11 protein-coding genes are annotated in these 14,624 nt (G+C 46.5%); 4 read left to right on the top strand and 7 right to left on the bottom strand.

Annotated elements, in window-relative coordinates:
* Positions 1-203: 203 nt before the first annotated feature.
* Both UB32_RS10710 and bshB2 read left to right on the top strand, forming a co-directional pair.
* Positions 204-551, top strand: a complete 348-nt coding sequence (locus UB32_RS10710; RefSeq protein WP_044393661.1) for a YojF family protein — start codon at positions 204-206, stop codon at positions 549-551.
* A gap of 27 nt (positions 552-578) precedes the next feature.
* On the top strand, positions 579-1,244 hold the full coding sequence (gene bshB2 / locus UB32_RS10705; protein WP_044393659.1) for a bacillithiol biosynthesis deacetylase BshB2: 666 nt from the start codon (positions 579-581) through the stop codon (positions 1,242-1,244).
* Between the two features lie 402 nt (positions 1,245-1,646).
* Here bshB2 and UB32_RS10700 read toward each other — a convergent pair whose 3' ends face one another.
* Positions 1,647-2,507: a Cof-type HAD-IIB family hydrolase gene (locus tag UB32_RS10700; RefSeq protein ID WP_044393657.1), complete on the bottom strand. Its 861-nt coding sequence runs from the start codon at positions 2,505-2,507 to the stop codon at positions 1,647-1,649.
* A gap of 228 nt (positions 2,508-2,735) precedes the next feature.
* On the opposite strand from UB32_RS10700, the gene UB32_RS10695 reads away from it, so the two are divergent.
* Positions 2,736-4,394 carry a glycoside hydrolase family 13 protein gene (locus tag UB32_RS10695; protein ID WP_084221797.1) on the top strand — a complete coding sequence of 553 codons (1,659 nt, stop codon included), beginning with the start codon at positions 2,736-2,738 and terminating at the stop codon, positions 4,392-4,394.
* An 82-nt stretch (positions 4,395-4,476) separates the two neighbouring features.
* Here the strand turns inward: UB32_RS10695 and UB32_RS10690 are convergent, their stop codons facing one another.
* The 3 genes from UB32_RS10690 to UB32_RS10680 all read right to left on the bottom strand — a co-directional run bounded on the left by UB32_RS10690 (position 4,477) and on the right by UB32_RS10680 (position 7,166).
* Positions 4,477-5,145: a hypothetical protein gene (locus UB32_RS10690; RefSeq protein ID WP_347230911.1), complete on the bottom strand. Its 669-nt coding sequence runs from the start codon at positions 5,143-5,145 to the stop codon at positions 4,477-4,479.
* Between the two features lie 184 nt (positions 5,146-5,329).
* Positions 5,330-5,806, bottom strand: a complete 477-nt coding sequence (gene ybaK, locus UB32_RS10685) for a Cys-tRNA(Pro) deacylase (protein WP_044393655.1) — start codon at positions 5,804-5,806, stop codon at positions 5,330-5,332.
* Positions 5,807-5,840: 34 nt separating this feature from the next.
* Positions 5,841-7,166, bottom strand: coding sequence for a UDP-glucose dehydrogenase family protein (locus tag UB32_RS10680; RefSeq protein WP_044393653.1), 1,326 nt, complete (start codon positions 7,164-7,166; stop codon positions 5,841-5,843).
* 180 nt (positions 7,167-7,346) lie between these two features.
* Here UB32_RS10680 and UB32_RS10675 point away from each other — a divergent pair, with 180 nt between their 5' ends.
* Positions 7,347-8,876 carry an FAD-dependent oxidoreductase gene (locus UB32_RS10675; RefSeq protein ID WP_044393651.1) on the top strand — a complete coding sequence of 510 codons (1,530 nt, stop codon included), beginning with the start codon at positions 7,347-7,349 and terminating at the stop codon, positions 8,874-8,876.
* Between the two features lie 340 nt (positions 8,877-9,216).
* Here the strand turns inward: UB32_RS10675 and pgmB are convergent, their stop codons facing one another.
* From pgmB to UB32_RS10660, 3 genes are all read right to left on the bottom strand, one after another.
* On the bottom strand, positions 9,217-9,885 hold the full coding sequence (gene pgmB, locus UB32_RS10670) for a beta-phosphoglucomutase (protein ID WP_044393649.1): 669 nt from the start codon (positions 9,883-9,885) through the stop codon (positions 9,217-9,219).
* A gap of 70 nt (positions 9,886-9,955) precedes the next feature.
* The gene (locus UB32_RS10665) at positions 9,956-12,247 is read right to left on the bottom strand and encodes a glycoside hydrolase family 65 protein (protein WP_044393647.1); all 2,292 of its coding nucleotides are present in this window, start codon (positions 12,245-12,247) and stop codon (positions 9,956-9,958) included.
* Between the two features lie 97 nt (positions 12,248-12,344).
* Complete coding sequence (locus UB32_RS10660) at positions 12,345-14,621, bottom strand: glycoside hydrolase family 65 protein (RefSeq protein ID WP_044393645.1); 2,277 nt, start codon at positions 14,619-14,621, stop codon at positions 12,345-12,347.
* Positions 14,622-14,624 lie beyond the last annotated feature (3 nt).

Genomic DNA, 14,624 nt, shown 5'->3' with positions numbered 1-14,624 from the left:
TGAAAAAAAGGGGTGGCAGCTGCCATCCTTTTTTATACGGCCAAAGCGTACATTTCGCTTTCAGTAGAATTTTTTAGTAAAATAGACATAGCATCGCTTTTCCTAAACTAAAAAAGCAGAAGGAGTGGGCTTTTCACTAACAAGGTGTCCCTTCTGCTTGTATAAACTTGAACACGTCGAAATCCGGGGAAGGAGGAACAACGATGGATCCGGTGATTTTGTCAACTGTCCAGGACGCATTGGACCGTTTGAAAGACAAGGAAGTCTACATTCATTTGGAAACAACCAATGGGGCATACGCTTCCCATAACGATGAGTCGTTCTTTTCATCAGGCGCCTATATCCGCAATGCAAAGGTCACTTATGAACGCGGGAAAATTACTGGGGAAGGCCCGTATCGAGTAGGTTTAAAGATCCCATTCGGCTGGGTGTACGCAGAAGGAATTACTCATTTTGAGATTGATCAAAAGGGCAGGCTGCTGCTTGCTGGCCATGATTTCAATGGGAAATTAGCCGTTGCCCTTGAAATAAGCGAAACGCCGTTCGACTAACGATTGCTGAGAAAGGAGAGATTTTACATGGAAAAAGAAAGGCAGGTTCTTGTCGTGTTCCCTCATCCTGATGATGAGGCATTCGGTGTTTCAGGGACAATTGCATCCCATGTCAATATGGGGACGCCTGTCACATATGCCTGTCTGACACTTGGACAGATGGGTCGAAATATGGGAAACCCGCCGTTTGCAAATAGGGAAACCTTACCGGCGATTCGCGAACAAGAATTAGACAACGCTGCTAGAGCAATGGGAATCAATGATTTGCGAAAGCTTGGCTTCCGTGACAAGACGATTGAGTTTGAGGATGAAAACAGACTCACAAACCTCATGTCCTCTCTGATCACTGAATTGAACCCGTCGCTTATTATCACCTTCTACCCTGGCTACTCCGTCCACCCCGACCATGAAGCAACAGGGGCGGCAGTGGTGCGGGCAGTAGAAAAAATGCCCGAAACAAGCAGGCCAAAACTGCATTGTGTCGCATTTTCGCGCAATTGTGTTGAAGAGCTTGGCGAACCGGACATCGTCTATAATATCAGTGCCGTTGCCGACATCAAGCTCGATGCCATTCGCGCCCACCGCTCGCAAACCGAGCTGATGCTTGCAAATATGGCTGACAAGCTGAAAGCGAAGGATCCACAAACGATGGCTTGGCTTCATAATGAACGCTTTTGGACGTATCCATTTTAATCCACCTAGTACAGGTGGATTTTTCATTTTAGTGGGATGATGATGCAGAAACAGAACGGACGATTCTGCATGGATTGGCAGGACCGAACAGTAAGAATTGAACCGGGCGTGGTGCCCGGTTTTTTTGAATTGGAAAAAATCAAGGAAAATTTCCAGTTCGCCAATATATTTTGATTTTCGCCAATAAACCTGTGAAAATCGCCAATAAAATTCGATTTTCGCCAATAAAATTGTGAACTCCGCCAATAAAACTCGATTTTCGCCAATAAAATGGTTAGCGTCTTTATAATAGGAAGTTAAACTCTCCTTCCTGTACAATTTTACGTCATCTTCCTCACTCGGCGGTGGTATTATCGCTAATCGACAGCAAAACCTACAAGATTCTACCAATCTTTTCGAAAATCAGTCTGTCAATACCTTCCTAATGGCCTTCGCGACTCCGCACTCTTCATTCGTCATTGTCACTTCATCGCATAATGCTTTGATTTCTTCGACTGCATTGCCCATTGCAACCGATTTTCCGACTCTTTCCAGCATAGATACGTCATTAAAATGATCTCCGATAGCCATCGTTTCCTCCAGGGTAATCCCTCTTGATTGAACGAATTTTCCAAGCGCGATGCCTTTTTGTGCTTCTAGGCTTGAGATCTCGATATTCTCCCGCCCAGATGAACTTACCGCTAATCCGGCAATTTCCTTCAACCCAATCCTGGCGGCATCAAGCTTGGCATCATCGAGAGAGAAAGCCAACAATTTGTAAATTTCATATTGATCGTCTTCGAATAACTCGTCATAATGATCTACTTTTGTAATCAACCCTTTGTGCAGCCTTTCTTCGGCTGACGCAGCAATCTGTTCGATTGGTACTTCTGGATTGGCGGTTGAAAAAATATCCACAATTGTGGAGACTGCTTTATCTATGTCTTCCGTGAATGTGCCTTCGTTTGTATATACCTCAAAATAGACACCGCTCTCCACAAGCCGTAATGCAGCCTGACTGGCGATCGCCTTATCCAGCGGACTGGAGGCAATAACCTCGCCTGCTTCCGAACGGACCTCGGCGCCATTCACACAAATCATTGGCAGCTTTAAACCTGCTTCCTCCACCACGAATTTAGCCTCGTGGTAAGAGCGCCCGGTCGCAACCACAACCTCCACGCCCTGCTCCTTGGCGCTGATAATCGCTTTGCGGTTTTCAAGTGGGATCTTTTGGGTCGCCGTCAATAATGTTCCATCCATATCAGTTGCTATGCACTTAATCATCTCTTCACCTTCTGCTTATATTTTTCTGTAATACTATTCATGATAGACCCTAAAAGCTGCAACAGGCAAATATTATGGAGAAGTTGTTGTCAGACAACAGACGAATTACAAACACCTTTAACATTATTCCATATTGTCAGTTAATCATCCCTATGCTATAATACGCGGTAATGATGCAATCGTTTGCACGCGCAAGACTATCCCTACTATACTCGAGGAGGGTTCCCATTGAAACATACGTGGTGGAAAGAGGCTGTTGCCTATCAGATATATCCTAGGAGCTTCATGGATTCCAACGGCGATGGCATCGGCGATTTGCAAGGAATCATTTCAAAGCTTGATTATTTACAGGATTTGGGGATCGATGTCATCTGGATCTGCCCAATGTACAAGTCCCCTAATGACGATAACGGATATGATATTAGTGATTATCAGGATATCATGGATGAATTTGGGTCGATGGCAGATTTTGACCAGCTGCTCGCTGAAACGCACAGGCGCGGCATGAAATTGATTATTGACCTTGTGATCAACCATACGAGCGATGAGCACCAATGGTTCATCGAATCCCGCGCATCCAAGCACAGTCCGAAACGCGATTGGTATATTTGGCGCGATGGCAAGGACGGCGCAGAACCAAACAACTGGGAGAGCATTTTTGGCGGCTCTGCCTGGGAGTACGATGAGCTGACAAATCAGTACTTTTTGCACATCTTCTCTCGCAAACAGCCAGACCTAAACTGGGAAAATAAACAAGTCCGTACGGCATTGTATGAGATGATTAACTGGTGGCTGGATAAGGGAATCGACGGCTTCCGAGTGGACGCCATCAGTCATATCAAAAAAGAGGAAGGTCTGAAGGATATGCCAAACCCTGAAGGACTGCCCTATGTGTCTTCTTTTGAAAAGCATATGAATGTCGATGGAATCCAGACATTCCTTGAGGAACTGAAACAGGAGACCTTCGCTAAGTACGATATCATGACAGTTGGGGAAGCAAATGGTGTCAGCATCGAGGAAGCGGATCTCTGGGTCGGCGAGGAGCAGGGGAAGTTCAATATGGTCTTTCAGTTTGAACATCTTGACTTGTGGGATTCTGAAAAAAAAGCACTGGACTTGGCAAAATTGAAAAACACCTTTACCCGCTGGCAAAAAGGCCTCGAAGGAAAAGGCTGGAATGCGTTATTCATCGAAAACCATGATAAGGCTCGAATTGTTTCCACCTGGGGAGATGATCAGTCCTACTGGCGCGAAAGTGCGACTGCGCTTGCCGCAATGTACTTCCTAATGCAGGGTACGCCCTTCATCTATCAGGGCCAAGAAATTGGCATGACGAATGTTCAATTTCCTTCCATCGATGATTACGATGATGTTGCCACTAAAAACCTGTACACTATTCGTCGTGAAAATGGCGTCTCCCATGAAGAAATCATGAACTTCATCTGGGCAACAAGCCGCGACAACTCTAGAACACCTATGCAGTGGTCCAATGCTGTAAATGCCGGGTTCACAACCGGAAGTCCATGGTTAGGGATAAACCCAAATTACCAAGCTGTTCATGTAGAAGCTCAGCTCATGGACCAAGATTCCATCCTTCATTTTTACAAAAAGATGATTCAGATGAAGAAGGCCAATCAAGTGTTCACTTACGGCACATACGACTTGGTTCTGGAAGGACATGAGCAGATCTATGCATACACGCGTACATTGGATGACAAGCAGGCGATCGTGATTTCAAATTTGTCCGGTGAACCGGCAAGCTTCGCATTTGACGGTTTCCCGCTCGAAACAAGCAGGCTTTTGCTCCACAATTATCAAGTGGAAGACCATGGACCAGCAGCAGCGTTCACCTTCAAACCTTATGAAACAAGGGTTTATACAAAATAATTCACCACTGCTGAACAAAATTAGAACGCTCCTGCAACTTTGTGAAGCAGAAAAGAGAAGCAGCATGCTTCTCTTTTTTTACTTATTGACACTGAAATGAACGGATCTGACTTAAATCTACGCCGTAATATACCCAACCGCGGCGGCGGCTCCATCTCCAGCCGGCTATTGAATTGCGTCCAAGGAATACCGGGTAGTACCAAAAGCTTCTGCCGTTCATCAACCAAATATAAGTAAATCGGTACAAGCATCTGCGGATTCCGCCTGGATCGACTGCAAAGGCCGTTGCTTGCTCCTGCGGTACATAGGTTGGCGGCGGAGATGATGGCGGACCTCCTGCCTGGCCTCCGCTAGGTGATCCCCCTGGTCCTCCGGGGTTACCTGGGTAGCCACCTGGACTGCCTGGGTAGCCACCCGGTCCTCCTGGGAAGCCACCTGGATTGCCTGGAAACCCACCCGGTCCTCCTGGGAAACCACCTGGACTGCCTGGAAACCCACCCGGTCCTCCTGGAAATCCGCCTGGATTACCCGGAAATCCACCCGGTCCTCCCGGGAAGCCGCCTGGACTGCCTGGGAAGCCGCCCGGCCCTCCTGGAAATCCACCTGGAATCCCTGGGAAGCCGCCCGGTCCTCCTGGGAAGCCACCATACATTCTAGGGTACACCTGTTGTTCGTATTCATTTCCATCATAATCATATTCAGCTTCCAATTGCTGATTCGGTCCGTATGGGTAGAAGTTATTGCTATGCAATCTCATATCCCCTCTCTTGATGTATTCCATGTAATCTATGCAAAACGCCTAGTTTGGTGCTAGCTGGCACGAAAGTTTTCCTATTTTTCGAAGCAAATTGCTTAGTCTTTTTTAGCGGAAATTCAATAGAAAAGCTCATAAAAAACAGTCTCCGCATCCAGAGACTGTTTTTTAGGAAAGCTATTCAGATTCTCAAATTGGCATATTTCGCGTCAGTTGCCTGAATCAACTGATCCGGTGCGAGCTCGACTTGGAAGCCGATTTTCCCGGCACTGACGATGATCGTATTTCGTGCTCGTGCGCTCTCGTCTAAGAACGTTGGATAGTTCTTTTTCATGCCAATCGGTGAGCAGCCGCCGCGGATATAGCCGGTAAATTTCTGGATATCCTTGACCGGCAGCATTTCCACCTTCTTCTCGCCAGCTTCCTTTGCCGCCTTTTTCAGGTCCAGCTCGGCTGCGACGGGAAGAACGAAGACATATAAATTCTTGCTTGCCCCAACTACTACAAGCGTTTTATACACCTGTGCGGGGTCGCGGCCGATTTTGCCGGCAACCGTCACTCCGTCAATCTTTCCGTCCTTCGCATCATAAGCGAAAATTTCATACGATACTTTCTGTTTATCTAAAATTCGCATTGCATTCGTTTTGCCCTTTGCCATCCTGGTCCCTCCCGACCTGAGGTTTTGCATGCCATCACCGCTTCAGACTGACTTGAACATTCACTGCCTTCCTGCCGACAGAAACATACGCTATTCCCGCTGCTTCTGCCTCGGCAACGTCATAGCAGTTTCGCCCGTCAAAAATAATTGGCTGCCGCATCAGTAATCGATACCGCGCTAAGTCATACTCGGTGATTTCCGGCCATTCGGTCATGATGAACACTGCATCCGCTCCTTTGATGGCAGCATCGGCATTTTCAGCATAATAAAGCCTGCTGCCAAAAACTTGTGATACTTTGCCCGAAGCAGCCGGGTCATAGACAGAGATATCCGCTTGTTCGTCCAGCAGCCTAGCAATCAGCTCCATAGCGGGCGCCTCGCGGATGTCATCGGTATGCGGCTTGAACGCAAGGCCCAGCACAGCCACCCTTTTTCCGTGAAGACTGCCAAACAGCTCCTTTGCTTTATAAAAAAGCTGCTGTTTCTGCCTGCTGTTCACCTCGATGACGGAACGAAGAATTTTAAAGTCATAATTGCAGGACTCTGTCAGTTTTTCCAGCGCCTTTGTATCCTTCGGAAAACAGGATCCTCCATAGCCAATTCCCGCATTTAAAAACTGGCTGCCAATTCTGTGGTCCATGCCGATTCCTTTTGCCACGTCGCCGATATCAGCACCCATATACTCACATAAATTTGCGATTTCATTGATAAAACTAATTTTCGTCGCCAAAAACGCATTGGCCGCATACTTGATTAGCTCGGCACTGCGGACATCTGTCTGTAAAATCGGCCGGTCAAATGGTTCATAGAGCCTAGCCACCGCGCGGCCGGTCTCCTGATCATCTGCCCCGATGACAATCCGGTCTGCGTGAAAGGTATCAAGAATGCCCGATCCCTCGCGGAGAAACTCAGGATTTGACACGACGCATACCCGCAGTTCTCTCGGAATGATGGCTTTCAGTTTGTCCTTGACCAGCTCATTAGTCCCAACAGGCACCGTACTTTTAATGACAAGGATGGCATCCTTGTTCAGATTGTTGCCGATCTCGGCAATTGCGCCCTCCAGGTACTCAAGATTTGCTGATCCATCTTCCTTTTCAGGCGTTCCGACTGCGATGAAAAAATAATCAGCGTTCCTGCAAGCGGCTTTTCCATCGTTTGTAAAAGAAAGCCTTCCATTAGCAAGATTTCTTCTCAGCATCTCCTCAAGACCCGGCTCAAAAATCGGACACTTCCCCTGGGAAAGAGTGTCGATTTTCGTTTCCTCTATATCAAAACAAGTAACATTGTAGCCTATTTCGGCAAAACAAACACCGGTGACAAGACCAACATAGCCTGTCCCAAAAACTGCAATTTTCATATTGGCCTCCGTAGCTTTTTATCTTTATTTTAACATGCAGTACTTCGAATCCTGGTCAATTCGCTTCATTTGGGAAAAACTTGTCTATTGCCATTTTTACGGGGTAAAAGGAAAACTAGCATGATTCTCACGAAAACAGGAAAAATTAAAGACTATGAAGACTTTTAAGGAGGATTGTTGATGAACGATTCAAAGCTACCTCGTTTCCCTGAACCTTATTGGCGCACGACAGCTGAGCTGCCTGCTTTCTCGAAGCTGCAGGAAGATCTAAGGACAGACGTTGCGATTATTGGAGGTGGAATCACCGGCTTGACCTCTGCCTATTTGCTGGCAAAGGCTGGTGCGAAAGTATCTGTAATCGAAGCTGGGAGCATTTTAAATGGAACAACCGGACATACGACCGCAAAGGTGACTGCCCAGCATGGACTGATTTATGATGAGCTCATCAGCCATTTTGGTGAGGACCATGCGCGCCTTTACTATCAAGCCAATTTCGCTGCCATGCAATTTGTCAAACAGCTCGTAAAAGAACAACAGATTGATTGCGATTTTTCTGAAGAAGATGCCTATTTATATACCAATTCTGACAAGGAAATGGCGAAGCTGCTGTCGGAATTTAAGGCTTATGAGAAGCTGGGTGTGGAGGGCAGTGAGTATGTTTCCAAGCTGCCAGTTCCTGTCGATGCAATGGCGGCAATTGTCATGAGAAACCAGGCGCAATTTCACCCGCTGAAATTTTTGAAGCATTTAGTGGACCGTTTTACAGAAATGGGCGGCCAGATTTATGAACATACAACCGCTGTCGATTTGGAGGAAGGCTCTGAGCCCGTTGTTACAACAAGGGACGGGCATAAGGTGCACTGCAATCAGCTGATCATCAGCACTCATTTTCCATTTTATGATCTAAAAGGCTTTTATTTTGCCAGGATGCAGGTCCATCGCTCCTATGTGCTTGCTGTCAAGACTGAAAAGGAATTCCCAGGCGGGATGTACATCAATGCCGAAACACCGACTCGCTCCCTGCGCTCTACGGACTGGAACGGCGAGAAGCTTGTGCTGTTTGGCGGAGACAGTCATATTACCGGACAGGATGACAATACACACCAGTATTATGAAGCCCTCGAGGCGTTTGCTGCCGAGACGTTCGGCGTAAAAGACATCCCATTCCGTTGGAGCGCCCAGGATCCGACTACACTTGATAAAATACCTTATGTTGGAAAATACTCCTCGAGCACGGATAACATTTTTGTTGCCACTGGCTACCGGAAATGGGGAATGAGCAATGGCATACAGGCCGCGCTGCTCATGACCGACCTTGTCTTACGGAAGGAAAATCCTTACGAGGACGTTTTCGAACCACAAAGATTCCATTCAAAACCCGATGTCGCAGCATTTGTTGCTGATAATGCCCTCGTTGCAAAGGAGCTGATGAAAGGAAAACTGGATCGGCCATCGACAAATCCAGAGGGCCTCGGTCAGGAGGAAGGCGCCGTCGTTACAGTGAACGGCAAACGAGCTGGAGCTTATCGTGATGAAAACGGCCAGCTGCATGTCGTGGATACCACCTGTACTCACATGGGCTGCGAGCTTAACTGGAACAATGGCGATCGCACCTGGGACTGCCCTTGCCACGGATCACGCTTCTCTTATAAAGGCGATGTCATCGACGGTCCCGCCGAACTGCCGCTGGAAAAAGTCGATCTAGAATAAAGCAAAAGCCGCCATTCATGTTTGAGTGGCGGCTTTTTTTGGTTTTGTCCAGCAGGAAACGCATTCCCCGACCGGGATTATATGGTTCACAACCGGTTAATAAAGTGCCCCAACCAGGATAAAGGCCTTTCAAAAATGGAAAGTCACCTGACAGATAAGATTATCCCTTTTCCGCTAAAAGTGTTTTATGAATCCAGATGACATAAATCAGATATGTCATTAGAACAAAGATCAACAAGATGCCCAGCTTTTATAGGAAATGAAGCGATCACTCCATGGGTGATCGCTTTTTTAAAATTTATAAAACCCAGCTGTACATCTGCTTCTGGGTTCTGAAATATTAGCCATTATACACTTCTATTATCTTCTCCAAAGACAGCTCTGCAGTGCTGGCATAGACAATATCAGCATTTTCAAAGCTTTCCTTAGGACCGACTGCAACAGCGAACATGCCGGCAGCTTTGATAGCCTGTATGCCTGCTGCTGCATCCTCGATACTGATGCAGGCCTCCGGCTCAACCCCTAGCATTTCTGCTGCGCGAAGGAACACTTCCGGATGCGGTTTGCCGTGTGCGACTGTTTTTGCATCTACTATCCCATCAAATTCGGCTTTTAACCCGAGCGATTCCATCACAGTAAATGCATTCTTGCTAGCGGACGCAAGGCCTAGTTTTAGCCCGCTTGTTTTAATGTCGGCAATCAATTCCTTGATCGCCGGCAACAGGTCATCAGGAGTGATGTTCTGGATCAAGGTTAGGTAGTGCTCATTTTTCTTTTCAGCTAAAGCTTGTTTTTCGTCCGCTGAAAAATCGCCTGTCCGGCTGCCAAGCTCGAGAATCTTTTCGAGCGAATCCATCCGGGAAACGCCCTTCAATTGCTCGTTATCCTCGCGAGTAAACGAAATCCCTAACTCCTCCGCCAGCGCTTTCCACGCTAAAAAATGGTATTCCGCTGTATCAGTGATGACCCCATCAAGGTCAAAAATAAATGCTTTAAGTGATCTAACCATGAGTAAATCTCCTTTTTGAAAACATTCAGACTGTCATTATCCTGTCTTCCCCATTTAGCAACAGAGACTGTTATCGATATTTTATAGAAAGCTCGCCTTCTGCAGGGATGGTTGCTGCCTTGCCGTAAAGTTTTATCGCGAGTTCAGGTCCTTGCTGTGTGAGGACGACGCTTTCTTGGTTTACTTCTACCTTGATATAGTGGTCGCGGTAGATGATGTGGAAGCTGTATTGATTCCATGCTTTCGGGATGAATGGCGCGAATGACAATACGCCTTCTGCTGTGCGCATACCTGCGAAGCCCTGGACGATCGCCAGCCATGCACCGGTCATACTTGTGATGTGCAGGCCGTCTTCTGTATCGTTGTTGTAATTGTCAAGGTCGAGGCGGGCCGTGCGGTTGTACATTTCATATGCCTTCTCTTCCATGCCAAGCTCTGCAGCAAGCACCGCATGAACGCTTGGAGATAGAGAAGATTCATGAACGGTCATTGGCTCATAAAATTCAAAGTTGCGGCGCTTCTCTTCCTTTGTGAACTCGTGATTGAAGAAGTATAGGCCTTGAAGGACGTCCGCCTGCTTGATAAAGCAGCTGCGCAAAATTCTGTCCCATGACCAATTTTGATTGATCGGGCGTTCCTCAGCGGCAAGCTCCTCCACCGTCATCAGATCTTTATCAAGGAATGTATCGTGCTGAATGAATACGCCCTTTTCTTCATCATATGGGAAGTACATTTTTTCGATGATTTCCTGCCACTTTGTCAGCTCTTCCTCTGTTATCGCATGGCCGACGAGGCGCGCCTCATGGCCATTTTGGTTTAGGAAATCAATGACGTCAAGCGTGTAGCGCAATGTCCAGACCGCGATGCGGTTCGTGTACCAGTTGTTGTTCACATTATTTTCGTATTCATTCGGTCCGGTAACGCCATGAATCATATACACATTCTTCGGTTTGTTGTAGTGGACGCGGTCTGCCCAGAAACGGGAAATGCCGACGAGTACATCGATTCCGTATTCATGGAGATAATTTTTATCGCCCGTATAGTTGACATAGTTGTAGATCGCATAGGCGATGGCTCCATTACGGTGAATCTCTTCGAATGTGATTTCCCACTCGTTATGGCTCTCCACACCTGTGAACGTCACCATTGGAAAAAGCGCACCCTTTGATCCTTGCTGCTTTGCATTATGGAAGGCGCCGTCAAGCTGGTTGTGGCGATAGATCAACAGATTTCGGGCAACCGTTGACTCTGCAGTCGACAAATAGAGCGGGATTGCATAAGCCTCCGTATCCCAGTATGTCGCACCGCCATATTTTTCCCCCGTGAAGCCTTTAGGTCCGATGTTCAAGCGTGAATCTTCCCCATAATAAGTGGAAAACAGCTGAAACAGGTTGAAACGGATTCCTTGCTGAGCCGAATCGTCCCCGGCAATTTCGATATCTGCGATTTCCCAGCGGCTCTCCCAGCCCTTGCTGTGCTTTTCCAAAAGCTGTTCAAAGCCTTGTGCAACAGATCGATCAAGGACGTCACGGCCTTTTGCAACCAGCTCAAACGCTTCATAATCACGGTCCGTCGTAACAGCAACATATTTATAAAGGGTCACTGTCTGCCCCTTGTCCGCTTTCACTTCGATCACATTTTCGACATATTCTTCCTTTTGGCTGACTTTCTGTTTGACTACTTCCCCTTCCACAACCGTTTGCATAGTAGCCGCAACTTGGAAAGTCGGTGTGCCGAATGGATTGTCTTTCGTCTTCATCACCAGGCTGCCGCGATAAGCTGCTGCATCCCTGCTGATTTCATACCAGAAATCTTCTTCATAATTGGAGTCTTCATTGCGAACATCGCCATCGAGATAAGGAACAAAGGTTACGATTCCATCGTAGTTCTTGGCTGTGACGGCGTAGCGAATCGCTGCCAGCTCCTTGTCAGCTACTGACAGGAAGCGCACGACTTCCACTTCTGTTTCCTTGCCGTTTTGATTGATGGTGAATGTACGTGTCATAACACCATGCTGCATATCAAGCTCGCGATAGTACTTGCTTACTTCGGCCTTATTCAAATCCACTTCTTCGCCATCGATAAGAACTTTGATCCCGATAAAGTTCGTAGAGTTGATCACCTTCCCAAAATAATCCGGATACCCGTTCTTCCACCAGCCGACACGGGTTTTATCAGGAAACCAGACACCAGCAATATAGGAACCGCGGTGAAAATCTCCTGTGTATGTTTCTTCAAAATTCCCGCGCATGCCCATATGTCCATTCCCAAGGCTCATAATGCTTTCAGCCAGGCGGAAATCCTCTCGATGTAATTCCGTTTCAATGATCTTCCAGCTATCAATCTCAAATAATCTTTTCATAGCTTTTATCTCCCTTTACAGTTGAACAAACGTTTGCACTATTATACCATGATTTCCCCTGCAAAAGGGAAAATCATGATAAATCGAATTGGATAAATCAGGAGACATATTCCTTGCCGCTTCGCAAGGTGATTTTTTCACCGTTCAAATACAAAGTAAGTTCCTCTCCGGCAACGAGTTCAAGTTTCACGCCAGCCTGGCTAATCAAAATATCCAATCGCATTCCTTTATACTTGACTTTAAATCCATATTGGCTCCAGTTTTCTGGAATAGAAGGATTCAAGACGATTCCGTTTTCCTTAAGCCGCAGACCTGCAAAACCATAAACAATCGACATCCATGTCCCGCCCATATTTGCCATATGAAGCCCATCCTTCGTGTTTCCATGGGTATTATCAAGGTCAAGCCGAGCGGTTTCAATAAAGTATTCATACGCTTTTTTATAGTCTCCTATTTTAGCGGCCATGATGCTGAATATGCAGGAAGACAAGGATGAGTCATGTGTCGTAATTCGCTCATAATAACTGAATGAATTTTTAATCGTCTCGAAATCTTGCTCCTCCTCAAGTAAAAAATGGGCGAGAACGGTGTCCGCCTGCTTGCATACCTGGTATCGGTATAAGGTAAGCGGATGGTAGTGCAGCAGCAGAGGATAGTGATCCTTCGGCGTATGATCAAAATCCCATACCGCTTTTTTCAGGAAGGAGTCATCCTGTGGATTTATTTTGAGTTCTTTGTCATAAGGCAGATAAATGTTCTGGCCGGCTTTTTCCCAGCTGTTGACCTCCGCTGTTGATAACTTCAGTCTGTCAGCGAGCTGTGCCAGTTGCTCCGGCTCTTTGTCCAGCATCATCTGGTAAACCTTTGCTGCCCATTGAAGATTATATTTTGCCATCACATTCGTGTAGTAATTGTTGTTAATGATGCACGTGTATTCATCCGGGCCGGTAACCGCATCAATCTTGAATAAACCTTCGTGATAATGACCAACTTCCAGCCATAGCCGGGCAGTTTCAAACAATACTTCTGCCCCATATTCCATGATAAAATCCCTATCTTCCGTAGCGAGGTAATACTGGACATAACTATAGGCAATGTCCGCACTAATATGATACTGCGCCGTACCTGCGGGAAAATACGAGGACGATTCTCCCCCTGAAATGGTCCGCCACGGAAACAAAGCCCCCTGTTTATGGCCCATTTCCTTTGCGCGGGCACGAGCATGATCCAAAATGGAGTAGCGGTATCGTAAAAGCTGCTTCGCAAGGTCAGGATGACTTAGCATGAACACAGGAAGAATATAAATTTCCGTGTCCCAGAAGTAATGTCCTTCATAGCCTTCACCGGAGAGCCCTTTGGCTGAAATATTGCTGTATTTGTCCCTGCCTGTAGACTGCAGCAGCTGGAACAGATTAAAGCGGATTCCTTCCTGGAGGTTGTCATCGCCGCGAATGATAATATCGGAGCCTTCCCAGAAGCCTTCCATATATTCTGTTTGCAATTCCAAAATTTGATCAAAGGTTTTTTCCCGTAAGTTTTGAATGATTCCCATTCCTTGTTCCACTATATTCCCTTCATGCCGAAGATTGTCCGTATACACATTCCATTTCGTCAGCTTAACAGGGCCAGACAATTGGAAATCAATGACCATCTCTACCCCTGAATCTTTTTTTACAAACTCGGGAACGCCTTCCGCACCAGAGAGATGGTGGGTGGACACACAGGAAGTTTGCAGCTTTGAAACAAACGTTTCATTCAAGGTGTAGAGAATTTCCTGTGAGATACCCGTTTCCTTTACCGACAGCATTTTTGCATGTCCGGATCCAACCCTCGGATCATTTGGATTGACGTAATTGGCTATATTTCCATTAATAGAAGAAAGGATTTTGACTTTGCCAAAAAAATTTACCGGTTCGATCATTGTCTCTATCACGAATAATTCACGGTAGAAAAACGATACAAGCCGACGGAAGGTCAATTTGACTTCCTTCCCTGCAGGAGATTGCCAGTGGATCACCCGATCTGCATAACCTTTATCCAGATGAAGCTGGCGGTTATAGGAAAGAACTTTCCCTTCGAATAAGGAAAAACGTTCCTCCTCCTCGCCAAAGAAAATTTGGATGGTCTGTGAGTCGATTACATTGACCAATTTTTGCTGTGTTTCTGGAAAGGCAAACAGCTTTTCCCCATAAGGAATTTCAATGATGTCATGAAAAGCATTCTGGTATGCACCTCGAATGGATTCCATGCCTTCCCCGTAGCCTTCTTCAAAGTTTCCTCGAATGCCCAGGTATCCGTTCCCAAGCGAATATAAGCTTTCCTCCAGAAGCAGAGAATCCTGTGTCCGTTCATTGCTAGTTAAGGTCCAAGTCATACT

Source organism: Mesobacillus subterraneus, assembly GCF_000934845.1.
Classification (GTDB): Bacteria; Bacillota; Bacilli; order Bacillales; family Cytobacillaceae; genus Mesobacillus; species Mesobacillus stamsii.
This window is presented reverse-complemented; position numbering and strand designations above follow the sequence as displayed.